The sequence below is a fragment of the Maribacter aestuarii genome (genome assembly GCF_027474845.2).
GTDB lineage: Bacteria > Bacteroidota > Bacteroidia > Flavobacteriales > Flavobacteriaceae > Maribacter > Maribacter aestuarii.
This window is the reverse complement of sequence record NZ_CP107031.2, coordinates 2,838,803-2,859,318: the sequence shown is the minus strand read 5'-3', so window position 1 is coordinate 2,859,318 and position 20,516 is coordinate 2,838,803. Positions and strand designations below refer to the sequence as shown.

21 protein-coding genes, 1 tRNA gene and 2 pseudogenes are annotated in these 20,516 nt (G+C 38.4%); 7 read left to right on the top strand and 17 right to left on the bottom strand.

The genetic code is table 11. From position 1 onward, the window contains the following. The first annotated feature begins 5 nt into the window (after positions 1-5). Positions 6-79: transfer RNA gene (locus N8A89_RS13000), tRNA-Arg, on the top strand. A gap of 376 nt (positions 80-455) precedes the next feature. On the opposite strand, the gene N8A89_RS12995 is transcribed toward N8A89_RS13000, so the two are convergent. From N8A89_RS12995 to N8A89_RS12970, 6 genes and pseudogenes are all read right to left on the bottom strand, one after another. Next, positions 456-1,751, bottom strand: a complete 1,296-nt coding sequence (locus N8A89_RS12995) for a TRAP transporter large permease (protein WP_281542633.1) — start codon at positions 1,749-1,751, stop codon at positions 456-458. Beyond that, complete coding sequence (locus N8A89_RS12990) at positions 1,751-2,209, bottom strand: TRAP transporter small permease (protein ID WP_281542632.1); 459 nt, start codon at positions 2,207-2,209, stop codon at positions 1,751-1,753. Before N8A89_RS12990 ends, N8A89_RS12995 begins: the two co-directional genes overlap by 1 nt. 7 nt (positions 2,210-2,216) lie before the next feature. Next, a complete protein-coding gene (locus tag N8A89_RS12985; protein ID WP_430682124.1) occupies positions 2,217-3,164 on the bottom strand; it encodes a TRAP transporter substrate-binding protein in 948 nt (315 codons plus the stop codon). Positions 3,165-3,264: 100 nt separating this feature from the next. Further along, positions 3,265-4,665 (bottom strand): glucuronate isomerase, encoded by a 1,401-nt coding sequence (gene uxaC / locus N8A89_RS12980; protein ID WP_289644441.1) that lies wholly within the window; start codon positions 4,663-4,665, stop codon positions 3,265-3,267. A gap of 109 nt (positions 4,666-4,774) precedes the next feature. Next, positions 4,775-5,979, bottom strand: a pseudogene (uxuA, locus tag N8A89_RS12975) (mannonate dehydratase). Positions 5,980-5,994: 15 nt separating this feature from the next. Then, positions 5,995-6,801, bottom strand: a complete 807-nt coding sequence (locus N8A89_RS12970; RefSeq protein ID WP_281542631.1) for an SDR family oxidoreductase — start codon at positions 6,799-6,801, stop codon at positions 5,995-5,997. A gap of 287 nt (positions 6,802-7,088) precedes the next feature. On the opposite strand from N8A89_RS12970, the gene N8A89_RS12965 reads away from it, so the two are divergent. Then, positions 7,089-7,289 (top strand): hypothetical protein, encoded by a 201-nt coding sequence (locus N8A89_RS12965; RefSeq protein ID WP_281542630.1) that lies wholly within the window; start codon positions 7,089-7,091, stop codon positions 7,287-7,289. Positions 7,290-7,553: 264 nt separating this feature from the next. Here N8A89_RS12965 and N8A89_RS12960 read toward each other — a convergent pair whose 3' ends face one another. Beyond that, positions 7,554-7,697, bottom strand: a complete 144-nt coding sequence (locus N8A89_RS12960; RefSeq protein ID WP_281542629.1) for a hypothetical protein — start codon at positions 7,695-7,697, stop codon at positions 7,554-7,556. Between the two features lie 103 nt (positions 7,698-7,800). Here N8A89_RS12960 and N8A89_RS12955 point away from each other — a divergent pair, with 103 nt between their 5' ends. Next, entirely contained in the window at positions 7,801-8,358 is a 558-nt protein-coding gene (locus tag N8A89_RS12955; RefSeq protein ID WP_289644440.1) for a YeeE/YedE family protein, read from the top strand. A gap of 2 nt (positions 8,359-8,360) precedes the next feature. Further along, positions 8,361-8,774, top strand: coding sequence for a DUF6691 family protein (locus N8A89_RS12950; RefSeq protein ID WP_281542628.1), 414 nt, complete (start codon positions 8,361-8,363; stop codon positions 8,772-8,774). 26 nt (positions 8,775-8,800) lie between these two features. Here the strand turns inward: N8A89_RS12950 and N8A89_RS12945 are convergent. From N8A89_RS12945 to N8A89_RS12910, 8 genes and pseudogenes are all read right to left on the bottom strand, one after another. Continuing rightward, positions 8,801-8,943 (bottom strand): annotated as a pseudogene (locus N8A89_RS12945) (ATP-dependent Clp protease adaptor ClpS); the annotation flags it as partial. A gap of 221 nt (positions 8,944-9,164) precedes the next feature. Continuing rightward, entirely contained in the window at positions 9,165-9,548 is a 384-nt protein-coding gene (locus tag N8A89_RS12940) for a hypothetical protein (RefSeq protein ID WP_281542627.1), read from the bottom strand. 90 nt (positions 9,549-9,638) lie between these two features. Beyond that, a complete protein-coding gene (locus N8A89_RS12935; RefSeq protein ID WP_289644439.1) occupies positions 9,639-11,180 on the bottom strand; it encodes a sugar porter family MFS transporter in 1,542 nt (513 codons plus the stop codon). 626 nt (positions 11,181-11,806) lie between these two features. After that, entirely contained in the window at positions 11,807-12,082 is a 276-nt protein-coding gene (locus N8A89_RS12930) for an ATP-dependent Clp protease adaptor ClpS (protein ID WP_281542624.1), read from the bottom strand. A 20-nt stretch (positions 12,083-12,102) separates the two neighbouring features. Then, positions 12,103-12,939, bottom strand: coding sequence for a 50S ribosomal protein L11 methyltransferase (gene prmA, locus N8A89_RS12925; protein WP_289644438.1), 837 nt, complete (start codon positions 12,937-12,939; stop codon positions 12,103-12,105). Positions 12,940-13,012: 73 nt separating this feature from the next. Then, a complete protein-coding gene (tpiA, locus tag N8A89_RS12920; RefSeq protein WP_281542623.1) occupies positions 13,013-13,762 on the bottom strand; it encodes a triose-phosphate isomerase in 750 nt (249 codons plus the stop codon). Positions 13,763-13,782: 20 nt separating this feature from the next. Then, on the bottom strand, positions 13,783-14,880 hold the full coding sequence (locus N8A89_RS12915; RefSeq protein WP_289644436.1) for a BT_3928 family protein: 1,098 nt from the start codon (positions 14,878-14,880) through the stop codon (positions 13,783-13,785). A 3-nt stretch (positions 14,881-14,883) separates the two neighbouring features. Further along, a complete protein-coding gene (locus N8A89_RS12910) occupies positions 14,884-15,435 on the bottom strand; it encodes a DUF1599 domain-containing protein (RefSeq protein ID WP_281542622.1) in 552 nt (183 codons plus the stop codon). 103 nt (positions 15,436-15,538) lie between these two features. Between N8A89_RS12910 and folP the strand changes: the two genes are divergently transcribed. From folP to N8A89_RS12895, 3 genes are read left to right on the top strand one after another with little or no spacing between them, the layout of a single operon-like run. Further along, positions 15,539-16,363 (top strand): dihydropteroate synthase, encoded by an 825-nt coding sequence (gene folP / locus N8A89_RS12905; RefSeq protein WP_281542621.1) that lies wholly within the window; start codon positions 15,539-15,541, stop codon positions 16,361-16,363. 54 nt (positions 16,364-16,417) lie between these two features. Then, entirely contained in the window at positions 16,418-17,203 is a 786-nt protein-coding gene (gene cdaA / locus N8A89_RS12900) for a diadenylate cyclase CdaA (RefSeq protein ID WP_289644435.1), read from the top strand. Beyond that, positions 17,204-17,593 (top strand): DUF3667 domain-containing protein, encoded by a 390-nt coding sequence (locus tag N8A89_RS12895; protein ID WP_281542620.1) that lies wholly within the window; start codon positions 17,204-17,206, stop codon positions 17,591-17,593. A gap of 410 nt (positions 17,594-18,003) precedes the next feature. Here N8A89_RS12895 and N8A89_RS12890 read toward each other — a convergent pair whose 3' ends face one another. Together N8A89_RS12890 and truA are read right to left on the bottom strand one after the other, a co-directional pair. Continuing rightward, positions 18,004-19,770, bottom strand: a complete 1,767-nt coding sequence (locus tag N8A89_RS12890; protein ID WP_289644434.1) for an ABC transporter ATP-binding protein — start codon at positions 19,768-19,770, stop codon at positions 18,004-18,006. Beyond that, positions 19,763-20,512: a tRNA pseudouridine(38-40) synthase TruA gene (truA, locus tag N8A89_RS12885; RefSeq protein WP_281542619.1), complete on the bottom strand. Its 750-nt coding sequence runs from the start codon at positions 20,510-20,512 to the stop codon at positions 19,763-19,765. The genes N8A89_RS12890 and truA overlap by 8 nt, the downstream gene beginning before the upstream one ends. Between the last annotated feature and the right edge of the window lie 4 nt (positions 20,513-20,516).

Here is a 20,516-nt window from a genome sequence, read left to right as displayed (position 1 = left end):
AAAACGGCCTCGTGGCGCAACTGAATAGCGCATCTGATTACGGCTCAGAAGGTTACAGGTTTGAATCCTGTCGAGGTCACTTAAAGCAGAAAGTCCGCTCCAGCAAGGAGTGGATTTTTTGTTTCAAGCAATGTCAAAAGCACTAAGCTTTTGTAAGTGGATTGAAATGAAAAAATTGCACCGCCAATTTCAGCGATTTGAACTTTCTATTTTCATATAGGGGTTCCAAGGAAAACTAAAGGTAATCCTGTCTAGGTCACGAATAAATAAAAAGCAAGCTACATGATAAAGCTTGCTATTTTTGATTTGTAAGAGTTTTCATTTTTCAAGAAGAAGCTTAAAGAATATCCATCTTCGCCAAATCCCAAAATTTGATAAATCGTATTACTGTTTTGCATTGGTTCTTTGCCATAAGAGCCAAATTCGAGGTGCATAAAAATTTAAGTCTTCCCGTTTTACAAATCAAACAGGCTTGGTAACCAAAGGCTTAATTGCGGAAAGTAGGTTACTAAAAAAAGTGCTACTACCATCGCTATGAATAAAGGTATCAAGGGTTTAATGACCTTCTCTATGGAAGTTTTGGCTATCCCCACCCCCACAAATAAAACTGAGCCAACGGGTGGTGTGCAAAGTCCAATGCACAAATTCAAAATCATAATGATACCAAAATGAACGGGGTCTAGCCCCAACTTGGTTACAACCGGAAGAAATATCGGTGTAAAAATAAGAACCGCCGGCGTCATATCCATGAAGGTTCCCACTAATAATAATAGCAAATTGATAAGCAAAAGAATAACTATTTTATTCTCGCTTATACCCAATAAGCCGTTACTTATATCCTGTGGGATATTTTCGTAAGACAGCACCCATGACATGCTTATGGATGCAGCAATTAAAAGCATGACGATTGCGGTCGTAGAAGAAGAATCAAGTAATATCTGTGGCAGTTTTTGAAATGATATCTCCTTATAAATAAGTCCCAAAACAAAACTATAAAAAACGGCAATGGCAGAGGCTTCCGTAGCCGTAAATACACCGGCAACAATTCCGCCAATGACAATCACCAGGAGTAACAGGCTGGGAACGGCATCCACAAATGTTTTGAAAATTTGTCGGAACGTACTTGTTTGCCCCAGTTTATATCCTTTTTTCTTGGCCCAAAATGAAGCTACGACCATGAGTAGCAATCCGGTAAGAATTCCAGGGATATAACCTGCGAGGAACAAAGCTGCTATCGACGCACCTCCACTAGCCAATGAATAGACTATTAATATATTACTGGGTGGTATGACCAATCCGGTAGTGGCGGCTGTAATATTAACGGCAGCCCCGAATTCTTTAGCGTAACCTTCCTTTTCCATCTCCGGGCCTAAAATACTACCCATGGCTGAAGCGGATGCCATAGCGGAGCCGGCGATGGCGCCCATTAGCATAGCCGAAATAATATTTATAAGCGCAAGGCCACCGGGAAAGGCCCCAACAATAGACTTTGCAAAGGCAATAAGCCGGTGCGCTATCCCACCTTTATTCATCAATTCTCCAGAGAGTATGAACAAGGGTATGGCCAATAAGGCGAAACTATCCAGTCCTGTTGCCATTCTTTGTGCAATGGTCGTATAGGCGGGCAATGCAGGAATACTAATCAAAATGGTCAAGAGAGAAGAAATAGCAATACTCCAAGCCACGGGCGTTCCTATGGCCAAAAGTGAGATAAAACTCAGTATCAAAACAATTACCGGTAGGTACTCCATTACTTCCTGCTTTTTAAAACGTCCGAAATCTGATAAAATATGATAAGCAAACCGCTTATCGGTATCACTACATAAACCACCGACAGGGGTAACTGTAAGGCAGGCGAGTATTGTTCCAGGACGTGAGTAATATATACTAATCTGGAGCCACCAATCACTAGTACTAACAGACAAAATGAGGCTACAAGAATACGCACAATAATTTTCAATTTGCCCTGAGTTCGCTTGGAAAACCTAGTTGGCAATACGTTAATAGCTACATGCAAATTTTTACCTGATACATATGCAGCACCCAAAATTCCAATCCAAATCAATAAAAATCTCGCCAATTCATCGGTAAACGAGCTTGGAGAACCCAATAGAAATCGACTGCAAACTTGCCAAAGAACGTTGACCACCATTAAGGTCATTATAATGACCAGCGTTGTTGCTAAAATTTTATCGACTCGCTCTCTCATGGTAATATTATTCGGTAGACCTAATTTGTTGTATGATCTCATAAAACTCTTTGTCATTTTTGAAATCCTCTAAAAGCTGATCGGTTTTCTCCGAAAACAGCTTTTTGTCCGGTCTTATAATGGTCACTCCAGCTTTTTGAACTTCGGTAAGTGCCCTTTCTTCCGCTTCCAACCAAAGTTTCCTTTGATAAGCCAATGACCGTTTTACCGCCTTAACCAGCCAACCCTGTTCTTCATTGCTCAATGAATTCCAAAGATGTGTGCTTGTCAGCAAAACATCCGGCAGCACAGTGTGTTCGTCCAATGAATAATACTTACAAACTTCGTAGTGCCTACTGAGGTAAAAACTAGGCGGGTTATTTTCAGCCCCATCTACGACCCCTTGTTGCAAAGCGGTGTAAAGTTCCCCCCAAGAAATCGGTGTAGGTGACCCCCCAAGTGCCTTAACCATATTTACGGCGTTCACACTTTCCATAACCCTGATTTTTAAACCGGATAAGTCATTTGGTGTGTTAATTGGAGTCTCCTTGGTATAAAAACTGCGACTACCGGCGTCATAGTACCCCAGACCTTTAAGCCAATATTTATCCATTCCGTTCAATAATCTTTCGCCGATCGGACCATCCAAAACCTTGAAAGAATGTCTTCTATCCTTAAACAGAAAAGGCAATCCCAAAACCTTAATTTTAGGAGCGAAATTCTCTAAAGTACCTGCAGAAACCTTGGTCATATCCAAACTTCCAATTTGCAACAATTCCAATGACTGCCGTTCTGTACCCAGTTGCTCGCTTGGGTAAATTTCTAATTTCAATTTTCCGTCTGAAAATCGGCTAAGGTCCTCTCCCATTAAGACCATAGCCTTGTGCACTGAATGGTTTACGTCTAAACCGTGAGCCAGCTTTATTGTTTTAATACTGTTTTGAGTACTACAACCTATATTGATAAACAGGAGCATTCCGAACATTAAGAAAAGATTCATTTTTGTAGGTGATAGCGTGAATCCCGAAATAGTTACCAGAAGAGAAACTTTACTTTGATTTTTCTCCATAGCTTTTTTAAAAGTTGAAATACGCTTTAGCGTTGTAATAACAGATGTCCTGTATAATTTTACCAATCCATTCAGTTTCTTGGGGTAACTGACCGTTTGCCATTTCTTGTCCGAATAGGTTGCATAAGATTCTTCTAAAATATTCATGTCTCGGAAAGGATAGAAAACTTCTAGAATCAGTCAGCATACCAATAAAACAGCTGATTAGACCTATGTTCGAAAGTGCGTTCAGTTGCTTTTCCATACCGTCCTTTTGATCGAGAAACCACCAGCCGGAGCCAAACTGAATTTTTCCTTTTACCGAGCCGTCATTAAAATTACCGATCATTGAGGCCATAACTTCATTATCCCTCGGATTGAGGTTATAAATTATGGTTTTGGTCAATTTATCGGTGCTATCCAACCTGTTTAAGAATCTTGACAAGCTCTGGGCCTGCAACCAATCGCCGATGGAATCCCAACCCGTATCGGGACCCAATAGTCTGAGTTTTCTACTATTATTATTCCTTAAGGCACCGAGGTGAAATTGTTGCACCCATCCCAAACTATGGTACTCTTCCGAAAGAAAAATAAGTAGTGATGTCTTGAACTTTACTGCTTGGATTTCGCTAACCTCATCCCCTCCCCTTCTTTTTTTAAAAAGCTCGGCGACCTCCTTTTCGGTATGTTCCGCAAAGGGCACATATTCCAACCCGTGATCCGAAAGCTTACAACCATTTTCATGAAAAAATCCTATTCTCGACCGTAATACATCACACAGGTCTTGATAGGTATGAATATGTTTATCGGATATTTGTTCCAAGGAATTCAAGTATTCATTAAACTCCTCTTTTTCAATTTGTAGCGCTCTATCCGGTCGAAAAGCAGTGGTAACTTTAGTTTTAAAATCTGATGAACGCAGTTTTCGATGGTATTTTAAGTTATCCGTTGGGTCTTCCGTAGTACAGAGAAGCTCAACATTCATTTTTGAGATTAAACTTTGACAAGAATACTCGGGCTTACTTAATACTTCTGAGGTTCTGTCATAAATTTTCTTTGCATTGTTTGCAGTTAAAAGTTCATCGATATTAAAATAACGGTTCAGTTCTAGGTGCGTCCAATGGTATAGAGGGTTTCTCACAGTATAAGGTACGGTCTCCGCCCATTTCATGAATTTTTCGGCATCACCGGCGTTGCCGGTTACGTACTTCTCTGAAATGCCCAAAGTCCGAATAGCTCGCCACTTATAGTGGTCACCGTCTATCCAAAGCTTCGTTATGTTGGGGAAAAATCTGTTATCGGAAATATCCTTCGGAGAAAGATGGTTATGATAGTCAATAATTGGCATTTTGGCTGCATACTGATGATACAATTCCTCTGCAAACCGATTTGTCAATAAAAAATTATCAGAAATAAAACTGGTGTTCATTTAACTTCAATTATTCTCCACTTGTCCAACCAGCAATCTTATTCTTCATTGGTCGGTTTGAAATTCATCAATCAAGATAGCTAGAATTTTTTTTAAAAGAGCAGTCCTGTTATTCGCTTTCCTGAGACAGCAGTATTCCCAGCTCTAAACCTCGCAACTCCGCAAGCCCTCTTAACCTACCGATGGCGGAATATCCCGGATTCGTTTTTTTCTGCAAATCATCAAGCATTTGATGGCCATGGTCCGGTCTCATTGGTATGGAAGTGTCAGTCCTACCGATTGATATTCGTCGCTTCTGCTCATTGATTACTCTTTTAATAATATCGTGCATATTAACGTCGCCTTCCAAGTGATTGGCTTCATAAAAATTTCCTTCAGAATCCCTTTGCGTACTTCGCAGGTGTAGGAAGTGTATTCTTTCAGAAAATTTGTCGAAAATTTCAGAAAGTTTATTATCCGGTCTTACGCCCAAAGAACCTGCACAAAAGGTAATTCCATTATTTATCGACGGAACTTTTTCGAACAAAAAGGAAAAATCTGACTGGGTACTTACTACCCTCGGTAATCCAAGGATAGGAAAAGGGGGTCGTCCGGATGAATACATAGTAAAATCCCATATTTCTCAGCAGTCGGCACAATATCCGCCATGAACATGGCTAAATTTGTTCTCATTTGATTAGGGTCTATATCGGCATAAGCGTCTAAGAATCCTTTAAAACGGCTTAGGTCATATCCGTCATCTGGCACCGGATACCCTTCCTCTGAACCAGGTAGACCGGCTATAATGTTCCGAATTAAACTAAGAATTTCTTTTTTGCTAAGGGAATCATAATATGCCTTGGCACGCTCTAATTGCATAACACTATATTTCAACTCCGTCCCTGGTCTTTGGAGGATAATTGCGTCGAACGCAACCAATGCGTCCATTTCAAAAGCAAGTGCTTTGGAACCGTCCTCCATTTCCTTATCCAAGGTGGTGCGCGTCCAATCTAGGACAGGCATAAAATTATAGCACACTACTTTAATTCCCACTCTGGATAAATTTTCTAACGTGCTACAATAGTTCTTGATGTAAGATTTATATTGACCTGTTCTGGTTTTTATATCTTCATGCACGGGAACGGACTCCACTACGGTCCATTTCAAAGCCGTACTTTCAATGGTTTCTTTTCGCTTTACTATCTCCTCGATACTCCAAACTTCTCCGTTCGGGATATGGTGAAGAGCACTTACGACACCTGTTGCACCTGCCTGTCGAATATCATTGAGTGATACGGGATCCATTGGACCGTACCATCGCCATGTCTGTGTCATTTTCATATTATCTAACTAAACCCCACTGAAAGCATTAAAACCACCGTCAATGGGAAGTACTATTCCGGTTACGAATTTTGATGCATCGCTACATAAAAAATGTACCGCGCCGTTTAATTCCTCCGCCTCACCAAAACGCCCCATAGGGGTATTTTCAATTATTCTTTTACCTCTGTCCGTATAACTCCCATCCTCGTTTAATAAAAGCTGTTTGTTTTGTTTACCTATAAAAAAGCCCGGGGCTATGGCATTTACCCGAATGCCTTCTCCAAATTTCGTGGCCATTTCTATCGCCAGCCATTTCGTAAAATTTTCCATGGCAGCCTTGGATGCGGAGTACCCAGCGACCCTAGTTATTGTTCGCTGTGCGGCCATTGAAGAATAATTTACAATGGTTCCATACTTCTGTTGTGCCATTACTTCCGCGAATACCATGCAGGGAAGAACAGTTCCGTTCAAATTGAGCTCTACAACGGTATTAAAATCATCAAGCGACATATCAAAAACATTCTGATCGGGCCTAATGGTGGCTCCTGGTAAATTACCCCCTGCGACATTCAAAAGGATATCGATTCGGCCAAAGTGTTTGAGGATGCTATCCTTTACCGTCATTAGAGAATCTTTGCTTAAAATATCGCATTCTAACGACAGTACTTTTGTATCAAACTTTGAAATACCCTCTTCTACATCCCTAAGTGATGCTTTATTTCTGGAGAGAAGCACCAGATGTACCCCGGAACGTGCCAGACTTTTAATGATAGAGCTTGCTAAAATGCCACTGGCTCCTGTTACGATAGCTACCTTATTCTTTAAATCAAACATCAAATACTATTAAGTCATCCATTGTTATAATACTTCAACAAAATACGAATTGTAAATCATTAAAAAGGAGTCTGTCTTAATGATTTAAACTGGGTTCTAAACTTCGTCAAGATAAAATAGGTTCAACTAATACTCATTTCTTCGGATAGCGCTGTAAAAGTACTTTGAACTATAGGTTAATCGTTAAATTATTCACAAATATGATATTCTGATTGCACCATAATAACATACAATCGACAAAGAATTGCGTAATTTGATTTTTATGCTAACTTTGAAAAAAAACAAGAATGGAGTTACTTGAGAGAGCTAAGGAATTTGTTGGTCGGAAAATGAGCAACATGTCCACTAGTGATAGGGTAGAAGCTTCTAGAGAAGCAAAAGGTTTGATATTAAGCATTAACAAAATCTATAAGGAAACTAACGACCCTAATTTGATGGATGTGATGAAAGAAATCACCGTTAAGAAAAAAAGATTGAAAAGCGTTTAAACGGGGTACCACTGGTATAGGTTTATACTGTTTTTGAAATATATATGTGATTACAACATATGCAAATATGTTTTAAATTTTAAACCCCTGTCCAACAGTTAATGAAACCTTCTTAGTAATAAGAGGGTTTTCTTTTACCCCTAAATGAGTACCGCTTGCCGAAATTTAAAAATCCTCAAGCTCGTTAACTACTAAAGCACCATTTCGTCCATAATTTTATTTCTTTTCAATTGGAGATTGCATCTTTAAATATCACAAATATTCTTAGATGAAAACTATTTTATCAATTACGGTAGTTTTACGGAGAAGACTAATCAAAATAGTTGGTTTGTTCTCCAAAATATTTCTACCTTTTTTTGTGCTGTTCTGCTTCTCCATGGCATTCATCATCCTGTATTTATATGTCATTTAGGATTGTATAATTTAGACCACTTCAATCAAGCTCTTTAGATTTTGTAGTTAACAAAAGTTTCAAGACCTTTCCATTCTTTTATTTTAAAAATTATATGAAATGGATATTTTATTGAAACCATGGCCATGGTACATCTCAGGCCCCTTAATTGCTTTGGTCCTCCTGTTTTTGGTCTACTTCGGCAAAACCTTTGGTATGTCCTCAAATCTTAGAACAATGTGTACAATGGCCGGTGGCGGCAGATACTCCAATTTTTTTAGGTTTGATTGGAAGTCACAACGCTGGAACTTAACGGTTGTACTGGGAGCTATTTTGGGCGGATTCATTGCTACCCAGTTCCTATCCGATGGTTCTACAATAGATTTGAGTGCAAACACCATCACGGATTTATCACAATTGGGCTTTGAAAACGCAGGGAAAGCCATTCTACCAAGTGAATTGTACAGTTGGGAAGCAATTACATCTTTGAAAGGATTGGGTATTTTGTTAATCGCTGGATTTTTGGTCGGTTTTGGGACCAGATACGCTGGGGGGTGCACCTCTGGACACGCCATTACTGGATTGAGCAATCTTCAATTACCCTCCTTGATTGCTGTGATTGGTTTCTTTATTGGGGGGCTCCTCATGACGCATTTATTATTCCCTTTGATTTTTTAATTATGAAGTTTATAAAATTCTTGCTTGTAGGTATCTTTTTTGGAATTGTTTTGGTAAAATCCGAAGCGGTCTCGTGGTACCGTATTTATGAAATGTTCAAATTTCAATCTTTTCACATGTACGGTATTATCGGTTCAGCCGTAATCCTTGGCATCATCGGACTATATCTGATGAAAAAATCAGGGCTAAAATCTACCGAGGGGAAACCCATATTTCTACCTCCCAAAGATAAAAGCATTACACGATACCTTACTGGGGGTACAATTTTCGGATTAGGTTGGGCACTCGCAGGAGCTTGCCCAGGACCTATGTATATATTATTAGGTGCGGGATTTTATTCGATTACCATAGTTATCGTGGCTGCACTACTGGGCACATTTGTGTACGGCATTCTAAGAGATAAGTTGCCGCATTGAGAACTTGATGCTCTGGGCTGGGTTGTTCACACAATTTCAGCGCTCAGACCAGCTTGAAGCAGTCTAGAACACTTTGGTTTTAAATCATCATATTCCCCGTTTTTACGGTACGCTTTCCGTTGTAATGAACAATTAAGGAACATTGTTCAGCCTGCTCTAGACTGTGTTCGCTTTGAGTGTAACGTTGGGGTTGGCCGTTGAGCCCTGTCGACAATAGTGGCACATTGCGTAAATAGGCCAAAACCTGACGTAGAGAGTAACTTATTTCTCTTCTAGGCATACACTAGATTACTGACCGAATTTTGCAACTTTGGGTCAACGCCTTATGGCAAAATGTTTTGTAGACCGTCTAAACTTTTAATTGGAATTTTGGCGTGAACTATTAATCAATTAACTTTTTGTAACAAAACCAAATCGATTGCTAGAACTCCATTGATATTGAAAAGTAAAACCAAGGTCATGATCAATTTCCTCAAAAATGATTTTGTTCCCAAATTCACTTTTATATAAATTTCTCGTGGACTCAAAAACACCGGCATATTTATCCGAAAATAGCTCCCAGATATTTTTTTGCTTCGAATTTGAAATATTTTGAAAAATAGTTTTACTGCCCGTTGCATCATGAGATTCTGTTATCTTAAGAACTGTGTAATTTGTATATAAAGCCTTATCGATATACTTTCTACCTGCGCCAATATTAGAAATGAACATCAAATGACTTGAATCGCTTACGATACTAACGAAAAAGGGTCTAATAGAATCACTATTACACATTTTACAATAACCCTTATTCTCAATTCGAGATGTAATCTATCAAACTAAAATTTTACTTGTTTTGAACTTTTATTTAAGCCTTTCTCCCTCTTACTTTTTGATTAACATTTCTTCCACTTGCTCCAGAGATTTTCCTTTGGTCTCAATAACATATTTATAAACAAAAAGGATTGCTAAGAATGAAAGAGCAGCATAAATACCAAATGTCAATGTTGGGCCAAGATTAGATAATTCCCAAGGAAAAACCTGTGTTACCGAAAAACTTATTAGGGAGTTAAAGAAACCAACAACAGATATTGCTATTCCTTTTATACGAGTGGGGAATATTTCGGAAATTAATGCCCACATTACTGGTCCAAGAGAAATTGCAAAAGAAGCCACATAAAGTAAAATAGCGATAAGAACAAGTGTTGCATTGATTTGGATGAAATTGGTTATTTCGTTACGCTTAAAATCTAAAAACTTATTCGCATCTAACTTAGCTTCAACTGCACTAAAAAGTTTGGACTGACTATCAAACGACTGTCCATTCAAATCAGAAAGCTCAGCTCTAATTTCGGTATTAGTTACTTTTTGTATTGTTTCATCATTAAAATCATAAGTAGCATTGTAAAAGGCAAATGCAGCCATTAGTAGTGCAATAGTCATAAAAGTTGAACCAATTAGTAGCAATGGTTTTCTGCCCAGACGATCTATTAACCAAATGGCTACCAAAGTAAATATCAGATTTGTTAGACCTACAACAATAGCTTGTAAAAACGAGGAATCCGTACTGCCACCTGCTTGCTCAAAAATAGTAGGGGCATAATAGAACACTGCGTTAATACCTGTTATCTGCTGAAAAAAAGCAATTCCCAAAGCAATCACCATGACACCCGAGTACTTATTTTTAAAAATATCGGATAGTTTGCCTTTCGGTCCTTTTTTATCAATTCCCTTTTGGATTTCAACTATTGTAGCCTCAGCATAACGCTCTCCTCCAATTTTAATCAAAATCTTCTGAGCTAGTTCTACCTTGTTCAAGCGTTGTATCAACCACCTTGGGCTTCTAGGAACTGTAAAAAGGGCTAAAAAGTAAATCAGCGCAGGAATAGCCTCCACTCCTAACATCCATCTCCAACTTTCGCCCTCCATATTTACTAAAAAGTAGTTTGAGAAATAAGCAACCGAAATACCGATAACAATATTGAGTTGATTAAAAGAAACCAAACTTCCCCTCAATTTGGACGGAGCAATCTCAGCAATATAAATTGGTGCGATTAGTATGGCGCCACCAATACCTATTCCTCCAATAATTCTGGCAATAATAAACTCATTGTATGTTGTTGCAAAAGCTGACCAAGTAGCGGAAATTGTAAATAATGCAGCTACCATTATCAAAACCTTCTTTCTTCCAAATTTATCTGCCAATGGTCCTGCAAGTAAATTACCAGCCATAGCCCCAAAAACAACACAACCAACGGAAAAGCCTAACATCGCATCGGTCATCTCAAAATATATGGTTATCCCCCTAATAGCTCCAGATATCACTGCACTATCAAAACCCAACAAAAAACCACCTAGAGCTACAATTAAACTAATTAAAATTGTATATGACTTATTCATTTGAACCTGTGCATTATTGGTTTTCATAACTGGCTTGTTTGATTACTGTTAAAAATATTACTTGATGGATTATTTACAAAAATTAAAAAGACCAATAATTTCAAAAAATACACCGGTCTTCTTCGATTAAATTAATAATCAATATTATTGATAGATTCATATGGAATCCACCTTCATGGTATCTTCTGCGAACGAAGGGTCAATCGCTCCTCCAAACTTTCTCATCTGCCAACATAGGCTCTCTTAATTGAGAAGAAATGGTCGTATACGTTAAATTTCAATACTGGTTTCTATTCCAATAACCAAACTTCATATACTGACAGGTAAAGATTAAAGAATCTTTTGCCACTCGCACCTAAAAATAGAGACATTTGGGGAAGCATTTGAGCTCTATCAAACACCGACAAATTCTAATAAGTTCTGATTGTTGGCAACATAGATATGGTCGTCCATACCTTGGGTAATTGCCAAGTTCTGATTTTCCTTTTAATACTCTTGAGGTGTAAAGCTTTGTAGAGGCGGGAACTCTTGCGAAATGACCCTATTGATCAATAGGTTAAAAGCTAGGAAAACAACAAAAATCTTATCAGAAAATCGGATTTCAAATAATTTATAAAGGTGATTCGAAATACCCTTATACCTATGACCCATGTTTAAACTATTTCAGCACTCAGACCAGCTTGAAGTAGTTTAGAACACTTTGGTTTTAAATCATCATATTCACCCGTTTTTACGGTACACTTTCCGTTGTAATGAACAATTAAGGAACATTGTTCAGCCTGCTCTGGACTGTGTTCGCAAACCGAAATCAGTGTTTCAATGACATGATCAAATGTATTAACCTCATCATTAAAAAGTACAATTTCATTCTGCTTTACAGTCTCTTCCGCTAAAAGAAGCTCTTCGGAAATTTTTTCTTTAGTGCTCATTTCAAAACTTTTATTACCTTCTAAAATACATATTTTGCTGCAACCCAATTATTTTTTTCAAGTTTTTTTTCAATTTCCATACCCTCTTTATGGCAAGCGCCGGTGATAATGGGCAAATCTTCGTTATAAAATCCACTAAGCAATAATATCCCGTTTTCATTTAAACAGTTCACATATGTGGGTATGTCGTTAAGTAGTATATTTCGATTAATGTTAGCTATTATAAGGTCATATTTTTCCTTACCTAAGAGCGTTGCATCCCCTTCATAAACCGCTATGAATTCGAAGCCATTTCTAGCAATATTTTCCTTTGCATTTAAATAGCTCCAATTATCAATATCTATGGCATCCACCAGAATGGCGCCGCGCATTGCGGATAATATGGCAAGAACTCCCGTTCCACAACCCATATCCAAAACCGACTTGTCTTTTAAGTCCAGTTCCAAAATGTGTTGTAACATCATATGCGTGGTTTCATGATGTCCCGTACCAAAACTCATTTTTGGTTCGATTACAATGTCATACTTCTCATCGCCCTTTTCATGAAAAGGAGCCCTAATCTTACAAGTATTATCTACTATTATAGGCTGAAAATTTTTCTCCCAAGCCGCGTTCCAATTTTCCTGTTCAATTTCCTTGAATCTGTACGCTATTTCAAAAATTGGATTATTTAATAATTGAACATCTTCAATACTATCTATCGACCAATCTTCTTTTTGGATGTAGGCCAAAATATGCTCGTCTTCTTGCACAAAACTTTCAAATCCAATCTCTCCTAGTTGCGCAATTAAAATATCCCCGCCAGGCTCCATTGGACTTACTTCAAAACGATATTCTATATATACTTTAGTACTCACATCACTTAAAATTAAAAAAGGGTATTAATAAATACCCCTTCTATACTTTCTTATTATATTAAAACTTCAACGACTAAATAGCTTTTATGATTGCAATAAAATCATCCGCTATTAAAGAAGCCCCTCCAATTAGGCCCCCGTCTACGTCAGGTTTGGAAAAGATTTCTTCCGCGTTGCCAGGCTTTACACTTCCACCGTAAAGAATGGATATGTTGGTTGCTACCGACGTATCGTATGCCTCCATAATGGTTTTTCGAATAAATGCATGCATCTCTTGAGCTTGTTCCGGAGAGGCGGTCTCTCCAGTACCTATGGCCCATACAGGTTCATATGCTAAAATTATCTTAGACCATTCCGATGCTTCTAAAGAAAAGAGTGCATTTTTCAGTTGACTTTCTACCACCTTGAAGTGGTTACCGGACTTGCGGTCTTCCAACTCTTCACCAAAACAGAACATCACCCTCATACCTTTTTTTAACGCTGCGGAAACTTTCTTTGCTAAAATTTCATCCGTTTCCCCAAAATAGGCTCGTCTTTCGGAATGACCAATGATAACGGTGTCTATACCAATATTCAATAACATATCAGCTGAAATTTCCCCGGTATAGGCTCCGCTTTCTGCAAAATGCATGTTCTGGGCAATAACTTCAATCTTAGAAGATTCCAAATGTCGAACTGCATTGTTTAGATTAACATAAGTTGGTGCCACCATTACCTCAGCATTGGTGTCCGGCAACTTGGCGGACAGTTCTGCCAACAAAGCTTCGGTTTCCTCCAAATTTTTATTCATTTTCCAGTTCCCGGCTACTATTTTACTTCTCATATACGTGTTTTATATTCCTTTTATTCAAATTTTAAATCGTCCAAATCGTTGTAATGAACCTTTTGTACTATCGTTCCCTTTTCCAAAACCATTACACCTGGATTTGACCTTACAATGGTCTTTAAAGTTGTTTCATCCGTGAAATAAAAATCGAAATTCAATTTATATTGCTCGGTTAACGCTTTGGTCTGGTCAGGTCCCGAGGCGGACATTCCAATTACCTTGTATCCATTCTGCATCGCTTTGTCGGTAACCTCCTTAATTTCACCAAAAACAGATTCATTAGTTTTTCTTAAATCATATGCTATAATGGCAACCAACTTTGGTTCCTGCAAAAGTGCCTTTGCATAATCTTCACCCTCTTGCTCTATGGTAAAGTCATGTACGGGAGGCTCATAACCTTTTTGAATTTCTTCGGTCTCTACCCCTATGAATTCCCCATCAACCGCAGGATAATCTCCATTGGTAACAATAATTTTCTCCTCGCCGTTTACATTAAACTTCCAAGCATATTCAAAAATAGCTTTAGGAGCACCTTCAGGAACATTCATGCCATCCTCAATATTCTTTCCAATTTCATAAGGTCTAAAATCTATTACGGGTAAATGATTCAAAACATAATAGACGTAACCCACCGAGAATAGAAAGGAAGCAATAAGTATAATTTTAGTAAGAAACGGTCTGAATAGCGGTGTTATATACTTCTGGCCAAAGAACAATAGTAAAATGAGCAATAGCAGCACCACGTCCTTCGTGAACGACTCCCATGGTGTCAACTTAATAGCATCTCCGAAACAACCACAATCGGTCACTTTATTGAAGTATGCCGAATAAAAGGTAAGAAATGTAAAAAATACGATCATTCCCAACAGACTCCATACCGTAAACTTTACTTTAATCCCAAGAATGAGCATAATTCCCAACAATACTTCTACAATGACAACGAATATGGATATGGCAAGTGCGTAGGGCATGAACACCGGTAAATCCAGCACCCCCTGACTAAAATACTCTTCCAGCTTAAAGGAGAAACCTACGGGATCGTTGAGCTTTATAAAGCCACTTATAACAAATAATACTCCAACAAATATTCTGACTATTCCAATTACATATCGCATTCCCTACTCGGATTTCGTTCCTAATTCCAAATGTATCAAAGCAAAAACTGCATAGTTAATCATATCCTGATAATTTGCATCGATACCTTCACTTACCAAGGTTTTACCCTTATTATTCTCTATGGCCTTTACACGGAGTAATTTTTGAAGGATTAAATCTGTTAATGAACTCACTCTCATATCTCGCCATGCCTCCCCATAGTCATGATTTTTATCAAGCATGAGTTTTTTGGTAATCTCAATATGTTTATCGTAAAGAGCAATGGCCTCTTCGGGCGATAAGTCAGGCTGGTCTACCACTCCAAGTTCCAATTGAATAAGCGCCATAACCGAATAGTTAATAATTCCGATAAATTCAGATTTTGCATCTTCATCTATCTTTCTCACAGCATTTTCCTGAAGACCCCTAATGCGCTGGGCTTTTATAAAAATCTGGTCGGTTAGGGATGGCAACCTAAGAATACGCCATGCACATCCATAATCCAACATTTTTTTCTGATAAAGATCTCGGCATGCTTTAATTACCGCATCATATTGCCCCGCCGTTTGTTGCATGTACTTCTTTCTAATTTGTGTAAATTTCGCTTAAAATTTCGTAACCGTCAAGATTGGTGGTCCAAACCTTAGGGATTGCCCAAAATTCAATTCAATATCATATATGACCATTAACTGCAAAGGAATACTAATAGATTTAACCGCTCCAAAAGTAATGGGTATTCTGAATTGTACACCAGATTCCTTTTATGACGGCGGTAGATTTAAAAACGATAAAAGCATACTTGACCAAGTAGGGCATATGTTTAAAGCGGGAGCTAGTTTTATTGATGTTGGTGCCTATAGCTCCAAACCTGGCGCCGATGAAGTTTCAGAAGAACTTGAATTGAAGCGCATCGTTCCTGTAGTGGAATTGATACTAAAAAGTTACCCTGATTCAATTTTGTCCATTGATACGTTCCGAAGTAAGGTAGCCTTGGAATGTTTGGAAGCAGGTGCAGCCGTAATCAATGATATTTCTTCTGGATTACGGGATGAAAATATGCTCGCTACCGTTTCCCGAATGAAAGCGCCTTATATTATGATGCACATGCGGGGTACTTCAAAGACCATGCAGCAACAGACCAACTATAAGGACGTGATGGAAGATATTCTCTATTTTTTCTCGCATCGTTTGGAGGCGGCTAAATCATTTGGAATAAATGATATTATCATCGATCCTGGTTTTGGTTTTGCAAAAACTCTTGAACAGAATTATAAACTACTACAAGAATTGCGGGCTATGAAAATTATTGGGCATCCGCTGCTAGTGGGATTGAGCAGAAAATCCATGATATATAAACTTTTGGAAACCCATGCTAATGAAGCCCTAAACGGGACGACCGCTTTAAATATGATCGCTTTGGACAGAGGGGCTAATATTCTTAGGGTGCATGATGTAATGGAAGCCATGGAATGTGTTCTGCTGTACCAGCAGTTAGCAAGGTGATTTTACTCAATTTTCATTCATCTATTTTAGTTAATTTTACAAAAACAGCCGCGCTTGGATTTTTTGAATTTTATTGATTTTAAGATTACCGATATTCTAGATATCGTTTTGGTAGCTATTCTGCTCTATTATATTTACAAGCTGGTAAGGGGATCTGTAGCCATTAATATTTTTATCGGTATTGTAATCGTCTGGGCATTCTGGAAATTAACCGAGCTGTTGGGAATGGAAATGATCAGTAGTATGGTCGGTGCCTTTATGCAGGTTGGTTTGATTGCATTGATTATTGTCTTTCAACAAGAGATTCGAAAATTTCTTTTAATGATCGGTTCCACCAACTTCGCCAACAAGAGAAATTTCATTAAGCATTTTAAGTTTCTAAGACAGGAAGGTATTGCTACCAGTGTTGATGTTGATGCTATTTTAGCGGCTTGTGAGAAAATGGCGAGCACCAAAACCGGGGCTATACTGGTTATTGAACGTAGTAACTCACTCGATTTTATCAAGAATTCCGGCGATCGAATGAACATTGAAATCACAAAGCCCATCATTGAAAGCATATTTTATAAAAATAGTCCATTACATGACGGCGCAGCCGTAATCGTAAACAACTATATCGTTGCAACACGTGTCATCTTACCGGTGTCCAATGAACGGAATATTCCCTTACGCTTTGGTCTACGACATAGGGCCGCTGTTGGCATAACAGAGAAAACAGACGCATTGAGTATTGTAGTGAGCGAGGAGACCGGACAAATTTCCTATATTAAAAATGGGGCGTTTATCATGTACGAATCCATTCCAGAACTGGCCACAATGATAAAACAAGACTTAGTTTAAATGGAATGTAAGAACTGTAGCAATCAACTGCGGACGGATTATAGTTTTTGTCCGGACTGTGGAGCAAAGGTGATTCGAAATAGACTTACCGTAAAAAATTTGTGGTACGACGCTACTGAGCGTTTCTTTAATGTGGATAACACATTTCTCATCACATTTAAACATCTCTTTACAAAACCAGATGAAGTAATTGCTGGATACATTAATGGTGTTAGAAAAAAATATCTGAATCCCATTAGCTATTTTACAATTGCTATCACAATGGGAGGTTTGTTCGTTTATTTAATGAGTGAATTCTTTCCAGATGCCTTAAGCTATCAATTTCAAAATGTGGATGTTAACAACTTAAACGATTCTGAAAAGTTCGCGATTGATTTTCAAAAAAATTGAACAACTACCTATTCAAGTACCAAAGCTTTTTTTACATCCTTATGTTACCGTTCTTGTCATTGATATCCAGATTGGTCTTTATAAATAGGAAGCAATTTAATATATCCGAACATTTTGTAATTAATATCTATGCGTATTCCCAAATGTCCATAGTAATTAACGTTGTCTATATACTTATTCTATGGAGTCCTAAATTGGTGTATTATTCATCAATGATATCATTACCGATACAGATACTATATTTTACTTGGGTACTTAAAAAAATCTTCAAACTGAATATGACGCAGACTATTTTGAAACTGCTATTCTTTTTAGTGATATTAGGTGCCCTATTTGCTATAATAATTATCGGCGCTGGTATTTATATAGCTGTATTTACGGACACGTTTAAAGAAGTGGCTCCATAATTATTAAGCTACCTCCTCAGCCAGAAACTGAGCCTCGTAGAGATTACTGTAATATCCACCTTTTTTGAGTAGTTGTTTATGTGTGCCCATTTCAACAATCTTACCGGCATCCATTACGATAATTTTATCTGCCTTTTTAATAGTAGCCAGACGGTGGGCAATAACAATTGAAGTGCGTCCCTCCGTAATTTTTTCCGTGGCACGTTGTATGAGCTGTTCAGAGTACGTGTCTACACTAGATGTCGCCTCGTCCAATACTAAAATACTTGGATTACTTACATAGGCCCTTAAAAAAGCGATAAGCTGGCGTTGCCCACTGGACAACATACTACCCCGTTCTTTCACATTATATTCGTAACCTCCAGGAAGACTTGTGATAAACTCATCCACCCCTATGGCCTCGGCAGCCTTTTCAATATCGGCAATTGTGATAGAAGGTTCCTTAAGGGATATATTATTGGCGATAGTATCCGCAAACAGGAAAACATCCTGAAGTACTACTGCAATGTGAGTCCTTAGTGAAGCTAATTTATAATCCTTTATATCTATGCCATCTACGCTGATAGTCCCTGAATTAATTTCGTAGAACCTATTCAATAAATTGATTATGGTAGATTTTCCCGCTCCCGTTGCCCCAACTATGGCAATAGTCTCCCCAGCCTTGACCTCGAACGAAATACCGTGCAACACTTCTTCATCCTCAAGATATCCGAACCGTACATCTTTAAACACAATGTCCCCTCTAACTTCATGGTTTTCAACCGTACCGATATCCTCAATATTACTCTTCGTATCCAATATATTGAAAACCCTATTGGCCGCTACCATCCCCATCTGTAACGTATTAAATTTATCCGCAATCTGCCGTAGGGGTCTAAATAGTAAGTCGATTAACATAATAAACGCAAAAACGGTACCTGCGATATCATTGGAAATATTGGCCACGTTTTGAAGCCCCCCGTACCAGACTATCAAACCCACGGTTATGGACGAAACGATTTCAGCGATAGGAAAGAAAATAGAATTGTACCAAACTGTTTTTAACCAAGCCTTTTTATGTTTCTCGTTTATTTTTCGGAAGTTTTCGCTTTCAATTTTTTCTCGTGTAAAAAGTTGCACGATTTTCATTCCCGTTATACGTTCCTGAACAAAGGAATTTAAATTGGACACTTCCGCTCTTACTTCGGTAAAAGCCACTTTCATGGCCTTTTGAAATAATCTGGTCGCATATAATATGATTGGTAAAACCGTAAATACGATGAGGGCCAATTTCCAGTTAATAACTAACATCACAACCGCCGCGACCAACATTTTGAGTAAATCCGAAACAATAACGAAAAATCCCTGACTAAAAATCTCCCCAATGCGTTGCATATCCGCAACAGCCCTAGTTACTAAAACCCCCAAGGAGGAATTGTCGAAATACTTCATTCGAAATCCGAGCATCTTTCTAAAGAGTTCTATCCGAATATCCCTGATAACGGACTCCCCTAACCAGTTGGCGTAGTAGTTGAAACCCAGCTGACTTACTACCTGACCTATAAGCACGACCAGCATGGCTAATGTCAGGTACAGTAATCTTTGTGCATCGCGTCCCTTTATGGCATCATCGATAATTTCCCTAAGAATAACGGGGGTTAGGACAGCAAAACCTGAAAGCAAAATTGCGGCGATAGCAACGCCGTAGAAAGTAATTCGATAAGGTCTGGTATGAGCCATTAAACGCTTAAATAGTCGCGTGTCAAAAGCTTTACCGGAATCTTTATCCATTTTTTATAATCGTATTGGGATAGACAATAGATGTCAAATATAATCCTTTTGCGGGTACAGAAACTCCGGCTTTGGACCGATCTTTACTATTTATGATGGTATTAACATAGTCCGGTTCATACTTGCCAGACCCAACATCCACGAGCGTTCCCACTACGGCCCTGACCATATTTCTTAAAAATCGATCTGCGGTAATACGAAATATCAGTTTTTCAACATCGGTGAACCAAACAGCTTCCTTTATTGTACAGAAATAAGTATTGACATCTGTATTTGATTTGGAAAAGCACTCGAAGTCTTTTTTCCCAATTAGGAGTGATGCCCCTTGATTCATACGGGACAAATCAAGCTTTTTATAAATGTAATGAGAGACATCTTTATAAAATGGGTTTTTCTCAGTACAGATCCAATACTCATAAGTGCGTTGCGTAGCATCGAATCGCGCGTGTGCCTCGGGACCCACTTCAATTATATTTTGCACCGCAATGTCGTCTGGGAGAAAGGCATTAAGCCTTAAGACTAAAGCATAAGGGTTCATAATCGTTGCTACATCAAAGTGGGCATACATGATTTTAGCATGTACACCGGTATCCGTACGACCAGCACCCGTAGTATTTACTTCCTCCCGTACCAATTTAGAGAGAGCATCTTCTAATACTTCCTGAACCGTTATGGCGTTGGGTTGTTTTTGCCACCCATGATAAGCCTTACCAAAGTATGAAAATTGAATAAAATATCTCAAAAGG